Origin of the sequence: Salinicola rhizosphaerae (assembly GCF_014652715.1) — a bacterium.
Classification (GTDB): domain Bacteria; phylum Pseudomonadota; class Gammaproteobacteria; order Pseudomonadales; family Halomonadaceae; genus Salinicola; species Salinicola rhizosphaerae.
This window is the reverse complement of sequence record NZ_BMZI01000004.1, coordinates 208,026-230,276: the sequence shown is the minus strand read 5'-3', so window position 1 is coordinate 230,276 and position 22,251 is coordinate 208,026. Positions and strand designations below refer to the sequence as shown.

Annotated in this window: 22 protein-coding genes and 3 tRNA genes; 9 read left to right on the top strand and 16 right to left on the bottom strand. The window is 64.1% G+C overall.

From position 1 onward, the window contains the following. Positions 1-39: 39 nt before the first annotated feature. The 9 genes from ccmI to ccmA form a co-directional block, all read right to left on the bottom strand. Positions 40-1,281: a c-type cytochrome biogenesis protein CcmI gene (ccmI, locus tag IE125_RS09805; RefSeq protein WP_189444484.1), complete on the bottom strand. Its 1,242-nt coding sequence runs from the start codon at positions 1,279-1,281 to the stop codon at positions 40-42. Beyond that, positions 1,281-1,874 carry a cytochrome c-type biogenesis protein gene (locus tag IE125_RS09800; protein ID WP_229809032.1) on the bottom strand — a complete coding sequence of 198 codons (594 nt, stop codon included), beginning with the start codon at positions 1,872-1,874 and terminating at the stop codon, positions 1,281-1,283. The genes ccmI and IE125_RS09800 overlap by 1 nt, the downstream gene beginning before the upstream one ends. Next, positions 1,862-2,392, bottom strand: coding sequence for a DsbE family thiol:disulfide interchange protein (locus IE125_RS09795; protein ID WP_189444483.1), 531 nt, complete (start codon positions 2,390-2,392; stop codon positions 1,862-1,864). Before IE125_RS09795 ends, IE125_RS09800 begins: the two co-directional genes overlap by 13 nt. After that, the gene (locus IE125_RS09790) at positions 2,389-4,431 is read right to left on the bottom strand and encodes a heme lyase CcmF/NrfE family subunit (RefSeq protein WP_229809031.1); all 2,043 of its coding nucleotides are present in this window, start codon (positions 4,429-4,431) and stop codon (positions 2,389-2,391) included. The genes IE125_RS09795 and IE125_RS09790 overlap by 4 nt, the downstream gene beginning before the upstream one ends. Before the next feature lie 34 nt (positions 4,432-4,465). Next, positions 4,466-4,921 (bottom strand): cytochrome c maturation protein CcmE, encoded by a 456-nt coding sequence (ccmE, locus tag IE125_RS09785; protein ID WP_189444482.1) that lies wholly within the window; start codon positions 4,919-4,921, stop codon positions 4,466-4,468. Continuing rightward, entirely contained in the window at positions 4,918-5,097 is a 180-nt protein-coding gene (gene ccmD / locus IE125_RS09780; RefSeq protein ID WP_189444481.1) for a heme exporter protein CcmD, read from the bottom strand. The genes ccmE and ccmD overlap by 4 nt, the downstream gene beginning before the upstream one ends. A gap of 90 nt (positions 5,098-5,187) precedes the next feature. Next, complete coding sequence (locus IE125_RS09775) at positions 5,188-5,919, bottom strand: heme ABC transporter permease (protein ID WP_189444480.1); 732 nt, start codon at positions 5,917-5,919, stop codon at positions 5,188-5,190. Positions 5,920-6,053: 134 nt separating this feature from the next. Then, a complete protein-coding gene (ccmB, locus tag IE125_RS09770) occupies positions 6,054-6,776 on the bottom strand; it encodes a heme exporter protein CcmB (protein ID WP_229809030.1) in 723 nt (240 codons plus the stop codon). 11 nt (positions 6,777-6,787) lie between these two features. Continuing rightward, the gene (ccmA, locus tag IE125_RS09765) at positions 6,788-7,417 is read right to left on the bottom strand and encodes a cytochrome c biogenesis heme-transporting ATPase CcmA (protein ID WP_189444478.1); all 630 of its coding nucleotides are present in this window, start codon (positions 7,415-7,417) and stop codon (positions 6,788-6,790) included. A gap of 274 nt (positions 7,418-7,691) precedes the next feature. Here ccmA and IE125_RS09760 point away from each other — a divergent pair, with 274 nt between their 5' ends. Beyond that, on the top strand, positions 7,692-8,165 hold the full coding sequence (locus tag IE125_RS09760; RefSeq protein WP_189444477.1) for a LexA family protein: 474 nt from the start codon (positions 7,692-7,694) through the stop codon (positions 8,163-8,165). Between the two features lie 25 nt (positions 8,166-8,190). Then, complete coding sequence (locus IE125_RS09755; RefSeq protein WP_189444476.1) at positions 8,191-8,808, top strand: IMPACT family protein; 618 nt, start codon at positions 8,191-8,193, stop codon at positions 8,806-8,808. Between the two features lie 107 nt (positions 8,809-8,915). Here the strand turns inward: IE125_RS09755 and IE125_RS09750 are convergent, their stop codons facing one another. Beyond that, a complete protein-coding gene (locus IE125_RS09750; protein ID WP_189444475.1) occupies positions 8,916-9,590 on the bottom strand; it encodes a GntR family transcriptional regulator in 675 nt (224 codons plus the stop codon). A 233-nt stretch (positions 9,591-9,823) separates the two neighbouring features. Between IE125_RS09750 and IE125_RS09745 the strand changes: the two genes are divergently transcribed. The 7 genes from IE125_RS09745 to IE125_RS09715 all read left to right on the top strand — a co-directional run bounded on the left by IE125_RS09745 (position 9,824) and on the right by IE125_RS09715 (position 17,081). Beyond that, positions 9,824-11,467 carry a gamma-glutamyltransferase family protein gene (locus IE125_RS09745; RefSeq protein WP_189444474.1) on the top strand — a complete coding sequence of 548 codons (1,644 nt, stop codon included), beginning with the start codon at positions 9,824-9,826 and terminating at the stop codon, positions 11,465-11,467. Positions 11,468-11,479: 12 nt separating this feature from the next. Next, a complete protein-coding gene (locus tag IE125_RS09740; RefSeq protein WP_373297392.1) occupies positions 11,480-12,046 on the top strand; it encodes a chromate transporter in 567 nt (188 codons plus the stop codon). Continuing rightward, positions 12,043-12,573 carry a chromate transporter gene (locus IE125_RS09735; RefSeq protein WP_189444472.1) on the top strand — a complete coding sequence of 177 codons (531 nt, stop codon included), beginning with the start codon at positions 12,043-12,045 and terminating at the stop codon, positions 12,571-12,573. Before IE125_RS09740 ends, IE125_RS09735 begins: the two co-directional genes overlap by 4 nt. 137 nt (positions 12,574-12,710) lie before the next feature. Continuing rightward, entirely contained in the window at positions 12,711-13,724 is a 1,014-nt protein-coding gene (locus IE125_RS09730; protein WP_189444471.1) for a Bug family tripartite tricarboxylate transporter substrate binding protein, read from the top strand. Continuing rightward, positions 13,721-14,254 (top strand): tripartite tricarboxylate transporter TctB family protein, encoded by a 534-nt coding sequence (locus IE125_RS09725; RefSeq protein WP_189444470.1) that lies wholly within the window; start codon positions 13,721-13,723, stop codon positions 14,252-14,254. The genes IE125_RS09730 and IE125_RS09725 overlap by 4 nt, the downstream gene beginning before the upstream one ends. Before the next feature lie 91 nt (positions 14,255-14,345). After that, positions 14,346-15,851: a tripartite tricarboxylate transporter permease gene (locus IE125_RS09720; RefSeq protein WP_229809029.1), complete on the top strand. Its 1,506-nt coding sequence runs from the start codon at positions 14,346-14,348 to the stop codon at positions 15,849-15,851. Between the two features lie 219 nt (positions 15,852-16,070). Beyond that, positions 16,071-17,081, top strand: a complete 1,011-nt coding sequence (locus tag IE125_RS09715; RefSeq protein ID WP_189444785.1) for a tRNA dihydrouridine synthase — start codon at positions 16,071-16,073, stop codon at positions 17,079-17,081. 154 nt (positions 17,082-17,235) lie between these two features. On the opposite strand, the gene IE125_RS09710 is transcribed toward IE125_RS09715, so the two are convergent. From IE125_RS09710 to alaS, 6 genes are all read right to left on the bottom strand, one after another. Next, positions 17,236-17,312: transfer RNA gene (locus IE125_RS09710), tRNA-Arg, on the bottom strand. Positions 17,313-17,353: 41 nt separating this feature from the next. Next, positions 17,354-17,430, bottom strand: a tRNA-Arg gene (locus tag IE125_RS09705). A gap of 56 nt (positions 17,431-17,486) precedes the next feature. Further along, positions 17,487-17,579: transfer RNA gene (locus IE125_RS09700), tRNA-Ser, on the bottom strand. Positions 17,580-17,799: 220 nt separating this feature from the next. Then, on the bottom strand, positions 17,800-17,997 hold the full coding sequence (gene csrA, locus IE125_RS09695; RefSeq protein ID WP_189444469.1) for a carbon storage regulator CsrA: 198 nt from the start codon (positions 17,995-17,997) through the stop codon (positions 17,800-17,802). A 232-nt stretch (positions 17,998-18,229) separates the two neighbouring features. After that, positions 18,230-19,474, bottom strand: coding sequence for an aspartate kinase (locus IE125_RS09690; RefSeq protein WP_189444468.1), 1,245 nt, complete (start codon positions 19,472-19,474; stop codon positions 18,230-18,232). Between the two features lie 63 nt (positions 19,475-19,537). Further along, positions 19,538-22,141 carry an alanine--tRNA ligase gene (gene alaS, locus IE125_RS09685; RefSeq protein ID WP_189444467.1) on the bottom strand — a complete coding sequence of 868 codons (2,604 nt, stop codon included), beginning with the start codon at positions 22,139-22,141 and terminating at the stop codon, positions 19,538-19,540. Positions 22,142-22,251: the final 110 nt, after the last annotated feature.

Below are 22,251 nucleotides of genomic sequence, written 5' to 3'. Positions count from 1 at the left end.
CGGGGTCGCGAGGGCGCCGGAGAGCGACTTCGGCAGAGCCTAAGGGACTACCTGATCAATATCCAGCGTCAACGCATGATCACCGCCGACGACAACGTCCTGCAGGCGGCCGAAGAGATCGCCGGATTGTGGCTGCGCCTGACCGCTAGCGGAGACACGCGCCACCAGGTCGACATGATCGACCTGAGAGAGTTTGGCCTGCGGCGTCATGGCCTGGGCGTCGCTCAGCGTCAGCGTCTGCGGCAGCGCGCCGAGCGTGGTCTGGGCGATCGCCAGCGGCGGTCGCTGGCCATCCACGTCGCGTGCGACGAGAAACACGGGTGTGTCGGCCGGCAGACGCTCGCTCAAAGACGGGGCCAGCGTTAGATCCACCTGCAGCGATGCCGCAGGCGCGGAGGCAGTGCTGTCCGCTGTCGAGGCCTGACCTGCGCGGGCGTCGAGTCGCTGCTGGGCCACCGCAATCACCTTGCGCAGCGCCTTGCCGGATTCGTCGTCCTGATAGCCGGCCATGGCACGGCGCCAGTAGTCGATGGCCTCTCGATAACGCGCATGATCGAAGGCATCGATACCGAGCACGCCCAGCACCGTCGGCTGGCGCGGATCGAGCTCGAGCGTCTCGTCGATCAGCGACTGGACATCGTCGGTCACCGTGCGGTCGGCAGCGAAGAACTTCATCTGCGCCAGCTGCGCCAGGAGCTGCGGTTGGCGCCCCTGGAGCGCCACCAGCCGCTCGAGCGTGTCGATCGCCTGGTCGAATTGACCGTTATCCCGGTAGAGCGGGAACAGTTGCGCCCAGGCTTTGGGGTTGTCGGACTGGCGTTGCGCTTCCGCGGCGAGCACGGAAATCTTCGTCTCGGGCGGCGCGTGCGCCACGGATTCGACGACTTGGTAAAGCTCGAGATCCTGGCGATCACCGGTGCGCTCGTAGAAGACCAGCGCGGCCACGACGAGCAGGATGGCGACGAGCGGCAGCAGCCAGCGACCGGCGCGAACCCGCTTGAGCGGACGACGCCCCTGCCCGCCGGCATCTTCCAGCAGGCGGCGGTCGAGCTCGAGGCGATCTTCCGCGAATCGCTCGCGGTCGATCTCGCCTTCGACCAGCGCCAGCTCCAGCGCTGCCAGACGCTGACGATAGATCGCGACGTTCTCCGCGTTGTTACGATCGTCGGCCTCGAACGTCATCAGCGCATCGCGCAAACCCGCTGCCCGGCGCACCGGGAGCCACAGCAGCCAGAGCGCCAGCATCAATAGCAGGGCGATGCCGATATAGAGCGCCGTCATCAATTTTCTCCTTTCGGGCGGGCACGGAGCTTACCGGCACCCGCTTCCGCGCCGGCTGCGGTGGTGTCTTCACCGGCTTCACTGCCCGCCGCGCGATGGCGAGCCACGAGCGATGCCAGCCGGTCACGCTCGTCGTCATCGAGCGAGCGCTGGGCCAGCCGCCGGCGTTTGATCACGAAGCCGGCGATCACGCTGCCACCGATGAGCACCAGCGCGAACGGCAGCCCCCACAGTAGCCAGGTGCGGGTTTCCAGCTTCGGGTCGTAGAGCACGTAGTCGCCAAAACGCGAGACCATGGCGCTTTCGATCTGCTTGTCGGACTCACCCTCGCGCAGCAGTGTCGCCACTCGCGCCCGCATGTCGGCGGAGATGGGCGAATTGGATGCCGCGATCGACTCGTTCTGACACTTCGGGCAGCGCAGGCGCGAGCTGAGGTCCGCATAGCGCGAGGCCAGCGCCGGGTCCTGGAAATCCTGCACTTCGATGGCCGCGCTCACCGACGCTGACATCAGCAGCGAGACCAGCAGCAGGCCGATCGACACTCCAAACCGCGACCAGACGCGGCTCGCGCTTCCACGCATCACTGCTGCCATTTCTTCACCTCGGGCAGAATCACGCTCTCCACATCCTGCGGCGTGATGTAGCCGGTGTGGTGATAGCGGATGACGCCGTCGGCATCGACGAGAAAGCTCTCCGGCGCACCGTATACACCGAGGTCGAATCCGAGGCTGCCGTCCGGGTCGAACAGCGAGACCTCGAACGGATTGCCGAACTCCTGCAGGAACTGGCGCCCGTTCTCGCGGGTATCCTTGTAATCGACGCCAACGAGCCGCACGCCGCGATCGGCGAGCTCGAGCAGCTGTGGCATCTCCTGTTTACAGGTCGGGCACCACTCGCCCCAGACGTTCACCAGGGTCACCTGGCCCTCGAGCAGAGAACGATCCCGCTTCTGCGATGGATCGGAGAGCGTGGAGAGGTGGAAGCTCGGGAAATCCTTGGCCAGCAGTGCCGAGTCGCGTGCGGCAGGATCCTTGGACAGACCACGATAGAAGAACACGACCAGCACGACGAACAGGACCAGGGGAATCAGCAGCAGCAGACGGCGTTTCATCGTGCACCCTCCGCCGCCATGTCGGCGTCCTCGATCGGATCCGGCGCGCCCCGCGCGCCCGCCTGTGCCCGTTTGGGTGCCTTGCGGTAACGGCGATCGATCACCGCGAGAAGACCACCGGCAGCCATGATCAGCGCGCCCAGCCAGAGCCAGCGCACGAAGGGCTTGATCTGGATGCGCAGCGACCAGTCGCCATTGTCCAGCTGCTCGCCCAGCGCCAGATAGAGATCACTGAACAGACCCGGTCGCAGCGCGACTTCGGTCATCGGCATGCCGCTGGCCATGAAAAAGCGCTTTTCCGGCTGCATGGTGAAGCTCGCCCGTCCGGGCCGGTCGACGCGAATGGTCGCCGTGTCGGCAACGTAGTTGGGGCCACGCCGCTCGTGAAAGTCGGTCATCGCAAACTGATAACCGCCGACTTCGACCTGCTCGCCGGGCGACAGGCGCACGTTTTTCTCGACGTTGTAGTGGGAGACCATCACCACGCCGACGATGGTCACGGCCAGCCCCAGATGTCCCAGCACCATGCCCCAGTAAGACAGCGTCAGTTTGCGCAGACGTGCCAATCGACCTCGCCCGCCGGTCTTGCCGGTTCGCCCGCGGCGGGTTTTATCGAAAACATCACGAACCAGCGACAGCGTGAGCCACAGCGCCAGCAGCAGCCCGAGCGTCACACTCAGGCTGAAGCTGCCGCCATAGAGCAACGGCAACCCGGCCGCAATGACAATGGCGATCACGGCGGCAAGCCCCAGGCGTCTAGCCAGCTCGCGCCCCGGCATACGCTTCCAGCGCGCCAGTGGCCCCAACCCCATGAAGATGCACAGCAGCACGGTCAGCGGCACGAACAGGGCATTGAAGTACGGCGGGCCGACGCTGATCTTGCCGAGTCCCAGCGCGTCCAGCAGCAGCGGGTAGATAGTGCCGAGCAGCACGGTGACGGTCATGATCACCAGCAGGATATTGTTGATCAGCAACAGCGAATCCCGCGACAGCCAGCCGAATCCGGACAGTGACTGCACGCGCGGCGCACGCAGCGCGAAGATGGCCAGCGACAGCCCGACGGTAATGCCGAGCAGCACGAGAATGAATGTACCGCGCGACGGGTCGTTGGCGAACGCGTGGACCGAGGTCAACACCCCCGAACGCACCAGGAACGTGCCCAGCAGCGAGAGCGAAAAGGTGAATATCGCCAGCAGCACGGTCCAGTTCTTGAACGTGCCGCGCTTTTCGGTCACGGCAAGCGAGTGAATCAGCGCGGTACCGGCGAGCCACGGTAACAGTGACGCGTTCTCGACCGGGTCCCAGAACCACCAGCCGCCCCACCCCAGCTCGTAATAGGCCCACCAGCTGCCGAGCGCGATGCCAACGGTGAGAAATGCCCAGGCGACGTTGGTCCAGGGGCGCGCCCAGCGCGTCCAGGCCGCGTCCAGTCGGCCGCCGAGCAGCGCGGCCATGGCGAAAGCGAAGACGACTGAAAAACCGACGTAGCCCATGTAGAGCATCGGCGGGTGCACGATCAGTCCGAAGTCCTGCAGCAGGGGGTTGAGGTCGGCACCGTCGCCCGGCACATTGGGCAGCACTCGAGTGAAAGGGTCGGACGTGAGCAGGATGAACAGCAGAAAACCGCTGCTTATCCAGCCCATGACCGCCAGCACCCGCGCCAGCATGTCGCGCGGCAGCCGGCGGGAGAAGACGCTGACGGCGAAGCTCCAGCCGCCGAGGATCAACACCCACAGCAGCACGGATCCCTCGTGGCTGCCCCACACCGCGCTCAGTTTGTAATACCAGGGCAGCATCGAGTTGGAGTTGTTGGCGACGTAGGCCACGCTGAAGTCGTCGAAGGCGAAGCTCGCCGTCAGGCAGAGATAGGCGATGACGAGAAAGGCGAACTGGCCCCACGCCATCGGCTGCGCAAACGCCATCCAGAGCGGGCGTCGCGTCGCCGCGCCGATCAGCGGCACACTGGCCTGCAACATGGCCATGCCCAGCGCCAGTATCAGCGCAAAGTGGCCGAGCTCGGGAAGAATTCGAATCAACATGGAATCACTCGCACCTGTCCACGCATTGCCCGCCTCACGAGGACGGGACGCTGCCATCGGGTAAATTGCCGGTCGCCTTCAGCGCCTGAGCGACCTCGGGCGGCATGTAGGTCTCGTCGTGCTTGGCCAGCACCTGCTGGGCGATGAATTCATTGCTGTCGTCGAGCTTGCCGACGATCACTACGCCCTGCCCCTCGCGAAACAGATCCGGCAGGATGTCGTCGTAGCTGACCTCCACATCTTTGGCGAAATCGGTCACCACGAACGTCACCTGCAGCGAGTTGCTGTCGCGATTGACGCTGTCTTTTTTGACCACGCCGCCGATGCGCATGGTGCGATCGTGCGGCGCTTCGCCTGCCGCGATCTGAGAGGGCGTGAAGAACAGATTGATGTTGGCGCGGAGCGCATAGAGCGTAAGGCCAACGGCAACCGCGGCGAGCGCAACCAGGCCGAGCACGATGATAAGGCGGCGTTTTCGATTGGCTCTCATGCGCTACGCGCCTCGCGCCGGCGCCGACGCTCGAGCTGTCGAATCAGCTGGCGACGCTCCATCCGTGCCCAGACGGCGAAGCCGATGAGCGCACACAGGGTCAGGCCCCAGGCGGGCCAGACATATTTGGCATAACCGCCCATGTCGAGAAAGGCGGAGAGTGAATCGAAAGCCATGTCACGGTTCTCTTGATATCTTGTCGCGTCGCGGCTGGGCGGGCAGATCGTCGTCGGTGTCAGGCCGAGCGACCCCGCAGCCGGCCGCTGCTATTCGGCCAGCGCCTGCACCCAGCGGGTGCGCGATTCGCGTCGGATGATCTCGTTGCGCAGCCGATAAAGGGTCAGCGCCGTGAAAAAACAGTAAAATCCCAGCACCATGATCAGCAGCGGCATCCACATCGACTCGGGCATCGCCGGACGTGATGTCAGGGTGAAGGTTGCCGGCTGATGCAGCGTGTTCCACCACACCACCGAGTACTTGATGATCGGGATGTTGACCACGCCAACCAGTGTCAGCACGGCAACCGCCTTCGCCCCCTGGTCGTTACGTCCGTAGGCCCCCCGCAGGGCAATGACGCCGATGTAAAGGAAGAGCTGGATCAGCATCGCCGTCAGGCGAGCGTCCCAGGTCCACCAGGTGCCCCAGGTCGGCACGCCCCATAGCGAGCCGCTGAACAGCCCGAGAAAAGTCATTGCGGCGCCGAACGGCGCCATCACGGTCGCAGCCATGTCCGCGATCTTGATCTTCCAGATCAGAAAGACGGCGGAAGCGATCGCCATCGACACGAAGACGCTCTGCGCGAGAATCGCCGACGGGACATGCACGTAGATGATGCGATAGCTGTTGCCCATCTGGTAGTCGGGCGGCGAGTAGGCCAGCGACCAGACGCTGCCGACCGCGATCAGCAGCAGTGCGGCGATCCAGAATCCGGGCTGAAGGCGTCCGCAGAGTGAATAGCACCACTTCGGCGAGCCCAGCTTGTGTATGAAGGTCCACATCTTTTTCCGCGGTCCTGTTTCTCTGCGGTCCTGTTTCTTCACCTGCCCATCTTGCAAACCCCTCTCGCGGGTTCATTCCGCAGATCGGGGCTTTCCGGCAAATGCAGCGTGCGAGGCTCTATCGACCCCGTCGATCAACCATGAATACTGATGCGCAGCGCCCCCGCGATGGCGAACGGGGCACCGACCAGCGCGAGCGCCAGCATCGCGCCGAGCAGGGCCAGCGCCGGGCCGGCAAAGCCGCCCTGCACCGCGGCTTGCACGGCCCCGGCACCGAAGATCAGCACCGGAATGTAAAGCGGCAGGATCAATAGCGACAGCAGCACTCCGCCGCGCGGCAGCCCCACTGTCAGCGCGGCGCCGATCGCCCCGATCAGACTCAAGGTGGCGCTGCCCAGCAGCAGCGAGGCGATCAGCGTCAGACTGCCGGCCGTCGGCAGCGACAGCATCACGCCCAGCAGCGGCGCAAACAGCGCCAGCGGTACGCCGGTCAACAACCAGTGAACCGCCACTTTGGCCAGGCAGAGCGCGGCCAGCGGCTGAGGAGCGAGCATCATCTGTTCGAGACTGCCATCGGCATGATCGCTGCGGAACAGCGCATCCAGCGAAAGCAGCATCGCCAACAGCGCAGCGACCCAAAGTAGACCAGGTGCAATGGTTGCCAGCAGATCGGGCTGCGGCGAGATGCCCAGCGGGAACAGCATGGTTACCAGTGCCAGGAAAATCAGCGGATTCAGCCACTCACCGCCGCGCCGACGCGCCACGGCCAGCTCTCGCCGAACCTGCGCGGCACAGGCACCCACCAGCCCGACCGTCGCGGACGGAGCTCCGACAGCGTCAGTACGACTTTGGTTCAATGCGCCTCGCGTCATCCTGCCGCTCCAAGGAGGACCGAGTTTACACGATCGTTAGCCTGAAAAGTATGATGCGTCGTCATGATCACCGCCCCACCGCGATCGGCATGATCCACCAGACGCTGCTCGAGCCAGCCCACGCCGTCCTTGTCGATGGCGGTGAATGGCTCGTCCAGAATCCAGAGCGGGCGCGGAATGAGCGCCAGTCTGGCCAACGCGATGCGGCGCTGCTGACCGGCGGAGAGCTGTGCCGCCGGCACGTCCTCGAAGCCTGCCAGCCCGACGCCCGCAAGCGCCTGATCGATCGCGCGGGAGGGCGCCTCCACGCCCGCCACGGCGGCCGACCAGGCTAAATTCTGCTGCCCGTTCAAGGCCGCAGCGACCCCCGGCGCATGGCCGATGAAGAGCAGCGAACGAAGAAACGTGTCCTTGACGCGGCGCAGCGGTTCGCCGTGCCACTCCAGCTTGCCGGCCTGCGGGCTCAGCTGCCCGGTGAGGATCTTGAGCAGCGTGGTCTTGCCGCTACCGTTGGCCCCCTCGATACGCAGCATGTCACCATCACGAACCTGCAGTTCGAGCGCCTCGAAGAGCCAGCGATCGTCTCGTTCGCAGGCCAGGTCGCGGGCATCCAGGGCGACTCTCACCAACGTCTCCTCGCTCTCACCAACGTCTCCTCGCTCTCACCAGCGTCTCATTTACAGGCTTTTACACGCCTCACTCTCACGCTTGACCCGCACGCGCCTCGCCAGCGCTGGGCATGATCGGGGCGCCACTTTACCACCGACTCGCCAGCACCAGCGAGCGTCGGCCAGACGCGACCGCGACCGGCAGAGGCAGAAGCGACCACACCCGAAGGTCGACGCCTTGCCCAATGTCGCGTCCTTGCTATGATGACGGCGTCCTTCTCGGGAGAAGACGATGACAACCACCGCACCGAGTTATCTTCAGCGCCAGCCCAATCTGCCGCTGATCGACGGAAACTGGGAAACGATCGACGCGACCGATCTCGTCGAGATCCCGCTGCTGGGACAGGTTGCCGCCGGGCTGCCGATGGAAGCGTGTCTCGACAACGCCACGGTCCACGTACCCGCTCGGCTCGTGCGCCGCAACACCTATGCACTGCGCGTGCGCGGGGATTCGATGATCGATTCCAATATCTTCGATGGTGACGTCATCATCATCGAACGCTACGAATCCGCGGAGAACGGCGAAACCGCCGTCGTGCTGATCAACAATCAGGAAGTGACGCTCAAGAAACTGTTCATCGAGAAATCAGGCGTGCGGCTGCAGCCTGCCAACGACACCATGCCGCCCATCTATCTCAAGAACGAAGATGTGCAGGTGCTCGGGCTGGTCATGGGCGTGATGCGCAACCCGCCCGAGGCGGCCTGAACGCCCCGCCGGAAGGGAAACCCCGATGCGCTATCCGATTCCGGACATCGCCCCACAGCACTTCCACAGCCACGACATCGAGGTCGAACGCAGCCGTTTTCTCTGCTGGCTCTGCCACGCGCCCGACATGGCCGCGGCGGAGTGGCTGCTGGGCGAGGCGCGAACCACCCATCCCGAGGCCAGTCATCACTGCTCCGCTTTCATCGCCGGCCCGCCCGGAGAGCAGATCGCGATCGGCTTTTCCGACGACGGCGAACCCGGTGGCACCGCCGGGCGGCCGATGTTCCAGGCGCTGGAGGGTAGTCAGCTTGGACAGATCGCCGCCGTCGTCACGCGCTATTTTGGCGGCACCAAGTTGGGGACGGGCGGCCTGGTCCGCGCCTATACCCGAGCGGTTCTCGACGCCCTGGAAACGCTGCCCCGCCGGGATTTCATCGAGCGCCGACCATGCATCGTCCACGTCGACTTCAGTCTGGAGGCGGATGCCCGTCACTGGCTCGGCGAGCATGACGTGACGGTCGATGGCGCCGATTACGGTAGCGATGGCGTTACGCTGACGCTGGCCTGGCCAAGCGATGACTCACTGGCCCTGGAATCCCTCAAGCACCGGCTCAAGGGGCGCATGGCCGTGCTCGCGCCCTGATCTGACGCTGCCGATCGATCAAGGCGCTGATCGCAGCCCGCTTCGCCCACCTTCATCAACCAGCGTGCCCGTCGTGGACAAGCGCCCCTTCATGAACATGCACCCTTTCATGTACAAGCGCCCTGGGCCACCTCATGAGAGAGCCGGATGTGCGTCTGCAGCATGTCGACGGCGCCCCCTACCCTTCTTTCGATAGCGAGTGCCACCAGGTCCTCGTGCTGTGCGTCCAGTGTCTCGCGAATGCCGTGATTGGCCGGCGCCAGGCGCCGATAGCGGTCGAACTGGTCGTGAAGCTGCTCGATGAATCGCAGTAGCCATTTCGAGCCGCAGGGCGCGAGCAGACAGCGGTGGAACTGCAAGTGCATCTGCTCCCAGTGCTCGAGTGTCTCGGGGTCCGCCCCCAGTGCCTCGTCCGCCCGCCTGAGGCGATGAAAGGCGCCGAGCAGCATCGCCTCCCACTCGTCGTCGCCATTTTCCAGCGCGAGCGTCAGCGCTTGCACCTCGAGACGGCGGCGCATCTCGGCAATATCGTCGAGTTCAGCGCGGGACAGCGTCGGCACGCGGAAGCCACGCTGATTCTCCTGCTCCAGCAGCCCATAGGCCGCCAGGCGGTTCAGTGCCTCCCGCAGCGGGCTCAAGCCGACCCCGTAGTGCTGACGCAGTGACGCGATGGCCAGTTTTTCTCCCGCCCTGAAGCGTCCGCCGATCAGATCGCGTTTGAGCGCCAGATGGACCTGACTGGCGGCAGTCAGACCCTGCTCCCGATTGACCCCATCGTCCATACGGCTCCGCCTTGCATCGATTCTCATCCCGGTGAGCTCGCCCTCACGCCGACTGCGGGCGTCATTTCCTCTGATGCAGCCTGTCGCTCGGGGCTTGACCGGCAAGTAAAATCGACGTCATAGTGAAAAATCGATTTTTTATCCTAACCGATTCGAGACGTGCTCGGCACGCCTTCGCTCGTGTTCATGAAGACTTCACGACACTCCCCCCTGACAACCAGCGAGAACCGGCCATGCGCCTCGCCTTCGATCATAACAACCCCTATGCCTCACGCCGCAGCGCCACCTACGCCGATACCGGCATGGTCGCTGCCTCCCAACCGCAGGCGGCCCAGGCCGGACGCGATATGCTCGCCAAGGGCGGGAACGCCATCGATGCGGCCATCGCCACGGCTGCGGTCCTCACCGTCGTCGAGCCGACCGGCAACGGCATCGGCGGCGATGCCTTCGCCCTGGTCTGGATCGCCGATAGCGCCGGAGGCAACAGCGAGGGAAAAGGCAGGTTGTATGGACTCGATGCCAGCGGCCATGCCCCCGCGGGACTGACACGAGAGACCGTGATGTCCGCGGGGCATGACGAGATGCCGCTACACGGCTGGACGCCGGTCACGGTACCGGGCATTCCCGCCGCCTGGGCCGAACTCTCCAAGAGCTACGGCAAGCTCGAATTTGCCACGCTGCTGGAACCCGCCATTCGCATCGCACGCAGCGGCTTTCCGGTATCACCGATCATCAGCCAGCTGTGGCAGCGGGCAGAGAGAGAGTTTCGCGCCAAGGCAGACGATCCCGCCATAGCGCCATGGCTCGACGCCTTCGCACCCGAGGGACAGGCTCCCCGGGCGGGCGAGCGTTATCGCAACGAAGCGCAGGCGCGCACCCTCGAGTCGCTCGCCGCCAGCCGCTGTGAAAGCTTCTATCGCGGCGAGCTGGCGCAAAAGATCGACGCCTTTTCCCGCGCGACCGGCGGCTATCTACGTGCCGAGGATCTCGCCGACTACGCCCCCAAATGGGTCGAGCCGATCTCGGTCAACTATCGTGGCGTCGACGTCTGGGAGATCCCGCCCAGTGGCCAGGGAATGGTCGCCCTGATGGCGCTCAACATGATGGAGGGTTTCGACCCCAGCGTTCGCGACGATCCGCAGCTGCTCCACCGTCAGTTCGAGGCGATGAAGCTTGCGTATACCGACGGGCACCATCACATCACCCAGGCCGACCGGATGCGCGTCAGCGTCGACGCTCTGCTGAGCGAATCCTACGCCGAGACACGCCGACAACTCATCGGCGAGCGCGCCATCGACCCGACGCCGGGCGAGCCGAGCGCCGGCGGCACCGTCTACCTCGCGACCGCCGATAGCGACGGCAACATGGTCTCCTACATTCAGAGCAACTATCACGGCTTCGGCTCCGGCGTAGTGGTCCCGGAGACCGGAATCTCGCTGCAGAATCGCGGTCATGGCTTCAGCCTGGACAGCGCACATGTCAACGTCCTGGCGCCGGGCAAGCAGACCTTTCACACCATTATCCCCGGCTTTCTGACGCAGGACGGCGCGGGACTGGGGCCGTTCGGCGTGATGGGCGGCTTCATGCAGCCGCAGGGGCACATGCAGGTGGTGATGAACCTGGTCGATTACGGCCTCAACCCGCAGGCGGCGCTGGATGCGCCGCGCTGGCAGTGGATGGGCGGACGCAAGATCGGCATCGAGCCGGGTTATCCGCTGCATCTGATCCGCGAGATGGCGGATCGCGGCCACCAGATCAGCCTCGCCGTCGACAGCACGCGTTACGGCCGCGGCCAGATCATACTGCGCGACCCGCAAAGCGGCGTCTACTGCGGCGGCACGGAACCCCGCACCGACTCCAGCATCGCGGTGCTGTGACAGATGAGTGCAATGACACACCAACGCGACCTGTTCATGGCCTTTCTGCGCATCGGACTGCTGGGCTTCGGCGGCGGCCCCTCGATGATTCCGCTGGTTCGCGCCGAGGCGGTCACCCGTTACCGCTGGATGGATGACGAGGCGTTTGGCGACATCCTGGCCATCGGCAACACCCTGCCCGGCCCGATCGCAACCAAGATGGCCGGCACCATCGGCTATCGCGTCGGCGGTATCGCGGGCTGCATCAACGCCGTCGTCGCGGTGATTCTGCCGTGCATCGTCGCCATGGTACTACTGCTGGGACTGTTCACCCGCTATCGCGATCAGAGCTGGATACGCGGCATGAGCGAAGGCGTGGTTCCGGTGGTGATGGTGATGATGGCCCAACTGACCTGGGACTTCTTTCAGAAATCCCGCGCCGCGCTCGGCTGGCTGATGACGCTCGTCATGGGTGTTGCAGCCGGCGGACTGATATACGGCCTGGGCATCCATCCGGGTCTGGTGATCGCCGTCATTCTGGTCGCCGCGCTGCTCAGACCGGAACGTGGCCCGCGCACCGGGGCGGAGGGCAAGTCGTGATCTATTGGGATCTGTTCCTCGCCTTCTTCATCCCCAATATCGTCGGCTACGGCGGCGGGCCTGCCATCATTCCGCTGATCGAGAACGAAGTCGTCGGCCACTACGGCTGGATGACCTCGCAGCAGTTCGCCGAGACGCTAGCGCTCGGCAACACCCTGCCAAGCCCCATCGCGACCAAGATGGCGGGTTATATCGGCTACGACGTCGCTGGCATCGGCGGTAGCGCAATCGCCACCTTCGCCACAGTCGCACCGTCTCTCCTGCTGATGCTGGTCGCACTCGGCACGCTCTATCGCTACCGGGATTCGATCAAGGTGAAATCCATGAGCCAGTGGGTGCGCCCGGTCATCATGGTGCTGATGGGCTACCTCACCTGGTCTTTCCTGAACGAAGGCGCGACCGATGCCGGCTGGCTGCACACCGCGGTGATCGCGGCAGTCGCCGTGGCCATGCTGTGGCGCTTTCGGCTGCATCCGGTCTGGGCCGTGCTGTTCGGACTCGCGTACGGCGCACTGCTGCTGGGGTGAGCGAGAAAAGCACCGGAGGCAAGGGTGACCTCACAAGAAAGCTATCCATAAAAATACGACCGGCAAGTCCTCAGTCGTGACGGCGACTGACATCCATGACAACCACCATCCATGACAACCACAACCAAGGATCTTTCATGTTCTACCGCAACTTTCTAAACGCCTCTCGCCACCAACTCGGCAGCTGGATCGCGGCCGGGAGCGCCATCGCGTCGCTGACCTGCGCGCTCGGCGCGACGACACTCGTCACCAGCACGAGCGTCCAGGCGGCCGACTACCCCGATCACCCGATCGAGTTCATCGTGCCCTGGTCGCCGGGCGGCGGTAGCGACACGCTGATGCGCATCATCTCCAATGCCGCGGACGAGTTCGTCGGGCAGCCGATGCCGGTGATCAACATGCCTGGCGTCAGCGGCACGCTGGGGTTGAAGGAGCTCGATCAGCGCGACCCCGATGGCTACACCGTGGGGCAGATTCACGAAGGACTGATGGCCGCCAACGCGACCGGCCTCACGCAGCTCAACTGGGACGACTTTCAGCCCATCGCGTCTCTCGCCTCGTCGCCGCAATACTTGGTGGTCAATGCGGACAGCGGCTGGAAGACGTTCGACGACTTTGCCAAGTACGCCAAGGCGCATCCGGGCGACATTCGCGTCGGCGCCACGCTCGGCGGCATTCCGCATGTCCATGCGGCGATGATCGAGGACGCCATCGGCGCCAAGTTCCGCTACGTCGGCTACGAGGGTACCGGTGCCCGCATTCGTGGCCTCGTCGGCGGACATATCGACGCCGCGATCGGCGATATCTCCTCGAGTCTGGAGTTCGTGAAGAACGGGGATCTGCGTTTTCTCGCCGTGGGCAGCCAACAGCGCGTCGATGCCACGCCGGACGTTCCCACCTTCAAGGAACTTGGCTACGACAACCTCAACCTGAGCGTCAATCGCGGCATCGTCGCGCCCAAAGGCATCGATGATGCCAAGGTCAAGACACTGGCCGCCGACTTCGAAGCGATGTCCCAGGATCCGGACTTCATCGAGAAGATGCGTCGCGCCGGTGCGCAGGTCGAATTCATGGGTCCGCAGGCCTATGCCGACTACCTGGCTGGCGTCGATGCGACCGTCAAGCGTCTCTCCGGCAAACTCGCGCGATGAATCACGCCGTCGAAGCGACCTCCCGCAGTGAGCGGGAGGTCGACCACGCCCGTGGCAAGGCGCTGGCCAACACGCTCTTCAACGTCGCCCTCGCCGCGCTCTTCTCGGCGCTGTTCGTGCAGGCGGGCGAGCTGCCGTCATCGATGTGGGAGCCTCTGGGCGCGGGCTCGTTTCCGCGCCTGGTGCTAGGCGCGCTGGTGGTCTTCAACCTCGCCCTGATCGTGCAGTCGATCGGTCTCTACCGGCGTGCGCCGCAGCAGCGCAGCGTGGGATTCGCGCGCTGGTGTCACGAACGCCGGCTCGCCTTCGGCACGCTGTTCGCCTTCGCCATCTACGCGCTGACCATGCCGTGGATCGGATTCATGCTCGCCTCGCTCGCGTTCCTGCTCACCGTGCAGTGGCTCCTCGGTGCGCGGCATGGGCGGCGGCTGGTCGTCGCGATCGTGGTAGCCATCGTCTTCAGCGTCGGCCTCTATGCGTTGTTCAGCCATGTTTTCCTGATCTCGCTGCCGAAGGGGCGTCTGTGGTGATGCCCGGCATTGATGGCGATCCGAAGAACCGCCGCTCGACACCATTGTCTCCCTGCATCGCCCCACAACAACGGGACCGGAGTCCTTCCGCATGCCGATGACCGAAGCGCTGCTCTCCAGCGTCGAACAACTGTTTTCTCTGGCCACGCTGGTCAGCATGATGATCGGCGTGGTGGCCGGCGTGATCGCGGCGGCGATTCCCGGCTTCACCGTGACGATGGCGATCGTGTTGACGCTGCCGGTCACCTTCACCATGCCTCCGCTGCAGGGCGTGGCAACCATGCTGGCGGTCTACGTCGGCGGCTGTTCCGGCGGTCTGATCAGCGCCGCTCTGCTGGGGATTCCCGGCACACCCTCCTCCGTGGCGACGACCTTCGATGCCTATCCGATGGCGCGCAAGGGCGAGCCCGGCCGCGCATTGGGACTGGGTATCTGGGCCTCGTTCTTCGGTGCACTGGTGAGTGCGGTCGTGCTGGTGGTCGCCGCGCCGCCGCTGGCGCTGATTGCCGTCAAGCTGGGACCCTGGGAATACTTCTCGCTGATTCTGTTCGCCGTCACCGTCGTTGCGAGCCTGGTCGGCGACTCGATCCTCAAGGGCCTGATGATGAGCCTGCTGGGGCTGTTCATCGCCACGGTCGGCCAGGACCCGATGATGGGCGTACCCCGGTTCACGTTCGGTATTGACGTGCTCGCGGCGGGATTCCCGTTTCTGGTCGTGCTGATCGGCATCTTCGCGGTCAGCCAACTGGCGGGCGAGGTCGAGAACCCGACGGCGCTGCAGCGGGGCGGCGCACTAATCGAGGGACAGATCCGGTTCCAGCCGTTCGTCGTCATGCGCGAGGTGCTCAGTCGTCCGGTCAACCTGCTGCGATCGTCGCTGGTCGGCGTCATTATCGGTGCGGTGCCCGGCGCCGGCGGCAGTATCGCCAACTTGATCGCCTACGATCAGGCCAAACGTGCTTCCAGGACCCCCGAGCGTTTCGGCACCGGTATCGCCGACGGCGTGGTGGCATCCGAATCGGGCAACTCCGCCACTGCCGGCGGCGGTCTGATTCCGATGATCGCGCTCGGCATTCCCGGCAGCGCGGTGGATGCGGTGCTGATGGCGGCGCTGATGGTGCAGGGCATCAGCGTCGGCCCGCGTCTGATCATGGACAACGCCGACCTCGCCTACGGCATGTTTCTGGCGATGTTCCTGGCGGCCGGCATGGTGCTGGTGTTCTGCCTGTTCAGCATGCGCTGGTTTCTCAAGATCACGGCGATTCCCAAATCGATTATCGTACCGGTGGTCCTGGTCTGCTGCGCGGTCGGGGCGCTGGCGCTCAACAACCGCATCACCGACCTTTATCTGCTGGTCGGCATCGGTCTGGTCGGTTACGTATTGGCGAAGCTCGACTACCCGCTGGCGCCACTGGTGCTCGGGGTGATTCTCGGTCCGATCGCCGAGACCAACCTGCGCCGAGCGCTGATGGCGGATGAACACTGGACGCTGTTCTTCACGCGGCCGATCTCGGCGGGCCTGCTGATTCTGGCCGTACTCTCGGTGGCCTTCACCGTACGCCGGGTCATCAAGCAGCGGGCCGCCGCCAGGTCCTGACGCTCCGCCATTCGGGCAGCGTCTCTTGCGACGCGGCCTCTCTTTTCGTTCCCGCCCCCTGTCGAATGTGCTAGCGTGGCCGCCGTTCGTCCGGAGGCACCCGTGTCCAATTCCGCACCCCTTTCTTCCCCTCTCGTCCACGGACGCCAGGATGGCGTCCGTTTCGCCGGCACGCCGGCTACGGTTCACTCGGCGCTCGGCCGTATCGGACTGGCGCCGATGGAGGGCGTAGTCGACGCCGAGACGCGCGCACTGCTCAGCGCCGACGGGGCGCTCGACTGGTGCGTGACCGAGTTCGTGCGCGTCGTCGACGCCCGTCTACCGCCTCGTGTCTTTCTGCGCCATTGTCCGGAGCTTGCCTCGACCGAAGCAGGTTCGGCTCACGGACCACGGACACCCAGCGGCGTACCCGTGACGCTCCAGCTGCTGGGCTCAGATCCGGTGGCGCTGGCAGCCAACGCCGAGCAGGCGATCTCGATGGGCGTGAGGCGACTCGATCTCAACTTCGGCTGCCCGGCCAAGACGGTCAATCGTCACGACGGTGGTGCCTCGCTCCTGCGAACCCCCGAGCGCGTCTATCGGGTCGTGTCCGCCGTGGCGGAGGCGGGAAAACGCCATGGGGTCAGCGTCAACGCCAAGCTGCGCCTCGGATTCGACGACAAGCAGCTGGCGCTTGCCTGCGCGCTGGCGGCGGAGTCAGGAGGCGCCGAGGAACTGGTGGTGCACGCGCGTACACGCCGCGAGGGCTATCGGCCACCGGCGCACTGGGAGTGGATCGCGCGAATCCGCACCGCCGTCGGCGTGCCTGTCGTCGCCAACGGTGATATCTGGACACTGGAGGATTACTGGAAGGCGCGCTCGCTGTCCGGCTGCCGGGACGTGATGCTGGGTCGCGGAATGCTGGCGGACCCCTGGCTGGCTCGCCGCATTCGCCACTGGCAGCAGACCGGCGAGCGGCTGGCACCGACGCCCTGGTCGACGCGGCGAGACGTACTATGCCGCTACGCCGAACAGAAGCACGCAGACGGCATGGCGGACAAGTTCATCGTGTCGCTACTCAAGCAGTGGCTCAACATCATGCGCGGGCGCGATGCCGAGTCCGCCGCCTGTTTCACGGCGGTTCGTCGTGAAACGGATCTAGCCATCTTTCTCCAGCGCCTCGACGCCTGGGCCACGACTCTCCCGGCCTGCAACGCTTCGCGCGCCGCGCTTTCTTGGCGTCCAGCTTGAGGCTCGAGTGAAGTCGGGCTCGGCGCCAAAACACCCCTCGCAGACGATGCGGCCGAACCAGCGAATCACGGCACAACCTCCGAGGTGTCAGGCTGGACTTCCATGAGCCACAAACGAAAACACCCGCACGCGATGCGTGCGGGTGTCGTCAATATGGCGCGCCCGGGAGGATTCGAACCTCCGACCACCTGATTCGTAGTCAGGTACTCTATCCAGCTGAGCTACGGGCGCTGATAACAGGGCAAGTCAGAGATCGATTCAATCATGCTTTGTGGCGCGCCCGGGAGGATTCGAACCTCCGACCACCTGATTCGTAGTCAGGTACTCTATCCAGCTGAGCTACGGGCGCTTATCACATCAATCTGCAAACCTTGCTGCGCTGATCGCGGTTTCCAATCTCGGAAATGGCGGAGAGGGAGGGATTCGAACCCTCGATAGGGCTATAAACCCTATACTCCCTTAGCAGGGGAGCGCCTTCAGCCACTCGGCCACCTCTCCCCGATCAACACGGCGCGTAGGTTACCGATTTAGCTGGGCTTTGTCCAGCCGAAAACCCAAACTTTTTTGCAGAAAAACCTTAGAGGAATAAAGAGTTACCGGAGGGCGGACACAAGAGGAGCGGAACCGAAGAAAAGCGGGCAGGAACGATCGAGGAGCCCGAGCCGATAAAGGGGACGACTTCACCAGCTCAGACGGTACCAAGGCGCCCATCGAACGTTTACGCGCCGGGACCGCCGTCTTCGTCTTCAGTCTTCTCGCGCTGAATGCGCTGATAGATCTCTTCACGATGGACGGCCACATCCCTTGGTGCATTGACGCCGATGCGCACCTGATTCCCTTTCACTCCCAACACGGTGACGGTGATTTCGTCGCCGATCATGAGAGTCTCTCCCACGCGACGGGTCAGGATGAGCATTTTCTGATCTCCTTCTCAGGGCCTTCTTCCATTCTCGGGTCTCGCTCTCGGGCCGCTGGTACCGCAGCCTGTTTGCCCGAGTAGCGATTATGCGTCATACAAGCCGGCAGGCCAATGACGCCGTCCTAGACAACCCGTGGCTACGTTGAAAAAAGCGCTCGATTCCTTTCACTTCGTTCCAACTCACCCTAAGCGTAGAACGCCTGAGACAATCTTGAAGGTGTTATTCGGATTATTCGCTTTGAATGCTGTCTTTATCGAGGCCAAAAGCGGTGTGCAACGCGCGCACGGCCAGCTCCATCGCCTTCTCGTCGATCACCACGGAGATCTTGATCTCGGATGTCGACACCATGCGGATGTTGATGTTCTCTTCGGCGAGCACCCGGAACATCTTGGACGCGACGCCAGCGTGCGAACGCATGCCCACACCCACGAGAGACACCTTGGCGATGTTGTCGTCACCGCGCAGATCGCCGCCGCCGAGCGCCGGAATCACGTCGTTCTGCAGAATCCGCATGGTCTGCTTGTAGTCGCCCTTGGCGACGGTGAACGTGAAATCGGTGTAGTCGCCTGCCGGCGCCACGTTCTGAACGATCATGTCGACTTCGATATTGGCGTCGGCGATCGGGCCGAGAATCCGCGACGCCACACCCGGCACGTCGGGCGTATTCAGCAGTGTCAGCTTGGCTTCACTCGCCGTGAAAGCGATACCGGAGATGAGCGGTTCTTCCATCGATTCGATTTCCTCGTCTGCCACGATCAGCGTGCCCGGTCCCTCCTCGAAGCTTGAGAGCACGCGTAGCGGTACATTGTATTTTCCGGCGAACTCCACCGAGCGAATCTGCAACACCTTCGAGCCCAGACTTGCCAGCTCGAGCATCTCCTCGACGGTGATCTTCTCCAGCCGCTGCGCCTTCGAGCAGACACGCGGGTCGGTGGTGTAAACGCCATCGACATCCGTGTAGATCTGACACTCGTCGGCATCGAGCGCCGCCGCCAGTGCGACACCGGTCGTATCGGAGCCGCCCCGACCCAGCGTGGTGATGTTGCCTTCGTCATCCACACCCTGGAAACCGGCGACGACGACGACCTGCCCTTCGGCCAGATCGTCCTTGAGCTCATCGGTCTCGATGCGCTGGATGCGTGCCTTGGTGTGCGCGCTATCGGTGCGGATGCCGACCTGAGCACCGGTGTATGAGGTCGCCGGCACGCCCAACTGATGCAATGCCATTGCCAGCAGCGAAATGGTGACCTGTTCACCGGTCGAGACCAGCATATCCATTTCGCGCGGCGTCGGATCTTCGTTGATCTGACTGGCCAGGTCGATGAGGCGATTGGTCTCACCACTCATCGCAGAGACCACCACGACGACCTGATGACCAGCGTCGCGGTCGCGCTTGACCTTCTCGGCAACCGCCTTGATCCGCTCGACCGTGCCGACGGAGGTGCCACCGAACTTCTGTACGTATAGCGCCATGAGTCTGTCTGTCGCTCCCTTGCGTTATCGACCGGAGCGCCTTACGCGCCAGTCGGAATGCATTTAGCCGAGCCGCTGCGCGACCCAGTCCGGGACGCTCTCCAGCGCCGCCGGTACCGCCGCGGGATCACTGCCTCCCGCCTGCGCCATGTCGGCGCGGCCGCCGCCCTTGCCGCCGACCTGGGCGGCAACGTGATTCACCAGCTCACCGGCTTTCAGTCTAGCCGTTAGATCATCGGTCACGCCGGCAATCAGACTGACCTTGCCTTCCTGGACGGCAGCCAGCACTAGAGCGCCGGATTTGAGCTTCTGCTTGAGCTGGTCGTGAAGGCCGCGCAGCTCCTTGCCGGAAATCCCCTCGACCCGCGTCGCCAGCACGCGAATACCGGCCACGTCCTGAGCCTGGGACAGCAGGTCGTCACCGGCAGCGCTGGCCAGCTTCGACTTGAGACGCTCGAGTTCCTTCTCCAGGCCGCGCTGACGCTCGAGCAGGCCATCCAGGCGCTCGACAATCTGGTCCGGCTTGGCTTTCAGGCGTTCGCCGACCGCATTGAGCTCCTGCTCCTGGGCATGGAACCAAGCCAGCGCGCCCTCGCCGGTGACCGCCTCGATCCGCCGAATACCCGCGGCCGTGCCGGATTCACCGACAATGTGGAACGGACCGATATCGCCACTGCGAGCCACATGCGTGCCGCCGCAGAGCTCGATCGAGAAGTCGTCGCTGCCGATCGTCAACACGCGGACGCTATCGGCATACTTCGCCTCGAACAGGGCGCGGGCGCCTCGTGCCTTGGCCTGCTCCAGCGTCATCTCCTCGACCTGGGTCGGCGCATTGGCCAGGACCTGAGCATTGACGATGCACTCGATCTTCGCCAGTTGATCAGGCGTCACCGCCTCGTAATGGCTGAAATCGAAACGCAGTCGCTCCGCGCTGACCAGGGATCCTTTCTGCTGGACGTGATCGCCCAGCGTCTGACGCAGCGCCTCGTGCAGCAGGTGCGTTGCGGAGTGGTTGCGCATGGTCGCCAGGCGCAGCGCCGGGTCGACCTGCGGCGTCACCGAATCACCGACCGAAAGAGCCCCCTCGAGCATCACGCCTTCGTGGAGATGGTGGCCAGCCTGCTTGCGCGTATCGGTCACCTGAAAACGACCACCCGCCACGAGCAGATAGCCGGAGTCGCCGACCTGGCCGCCGGATTCACCGTAAAACGGCGTCCGGTCGAGCACGACCACGCCTTTTCTGTCGGCTTCCAACGAAGCCAGCGGATTGCCTTCACTGTCGACGATCGCCGTGACGGTCGCGCTGTCCTCGAGACGATCGTAGCCGGTAAACGTGGTCGCCCCTTCGAGCTCGAGCGCCGCGCCGTAGTCACCGCCGAACTGACTGGCGGCCCGAGCCCGCTCACGCTGCGCCTGTAGTTCGCGCTCGAAGCCAGCCTCGTCCAGCGTCACGCCGCGTTCACGGCAGACATCGGCCGTCAGATCATAAGGAAACCCGTAGGTATCGTAGAGCTTGAAGATCGTTTCGCCGGCCAGCACGTCGCCCTTAAGCGACGAGAGCGCCTCCTCGAGCAGGCCCATGCCATGATCCAGCGTCCGCGCGAACTGCTGTTCCTCTTTCAGCAGCACCCGCTCGATCTGCTCGCGCATCTGGCGCAGTTCCGGATAGGCCTCGCCCATTTCGGCATCCAGCGCGGCGACCAGCTTGTGGAAGAAAGGCTCGGTCGCGCCGAACTTGTGGCCATGACGAATCGCACGGCGAATGATGCGTCGTAGCACATAGCCCCGCCCTTCGTTGGACGGCAGAACACCATCCACGATCAGAAACGCGCAGGAACGAATATGGTCGGCGATGACGCGCAGCGACGGCGTCGAGATGTCGGCGTGGCCGGTCAGCTCGGCCGCTGCCTTCAAGAGGTTCTGGAACAGATCGATCTCGTAGTTGGAGTGCACCCCCTGCATGACGGCGGCCATGCGCTCCAGCCCCATGCCGGTGTCGATCGACGGCTTGGGCAGCGGATTCATCTTGCCGGAAGCATCGCGATCGAACTGCATGAAGACGAGGTTCCACACCTCGATATAGCGATCGCCGTCCTCTTCCGGGCTTCCCGGCGGGCCGCCCCAGACTTCGGGCCCGTGGTCGTAGAAGATCTCGGAGCACGGACCGCAAGGGCCGGTATCGCCCATCTGCCAGAAGTTGTCCTCGTCCAGACGTGACATCCGCGCCGGGTCGACACCGATATCGTCGGTCCAGATCTTCGCGGCCTCGTCGTCGCTGATGTGCACCGTGACCCAGAGACGGTCTTTCGGCAGGCCGAGCACTTCGGTGATGAACGTCCAGGCAAAGCGAATCGCATCGGTCTTGAAGTAGTCACCGAAGCTGAAATTGCCCATCATCTCGAAGAAGGTGTGATGACGCGCGGTGTAGCCGACATTGTCCAGATCATTGTGCTTGCCACCGGCTCGCACGCAGCGCTGGGCCGATGTCGCCCGAACGTAGGGCCTTGGGTCACGCCCGAGGAACACATCCTTGAACGGCACCATGCCGGCGTTGGTGAACAGGAGGGTCGGGTCGTTCTCCGGTACCAGAGAGGCGGAAGGCACGATGGTGTGTCCGCGCTCCTCGAAGTAACTCAGGAAAGCCTGTCTGATATCTGCACTTTTCATGACAAATCCGTGGCAGTAGGCGTGCCCACGGCGGCGAACGGACCTCGTGGCGACGCAAAAACCGGGCAACGAAGCCGCATTGACTGCGGCTCCGGGCCATCGCAAAGCGC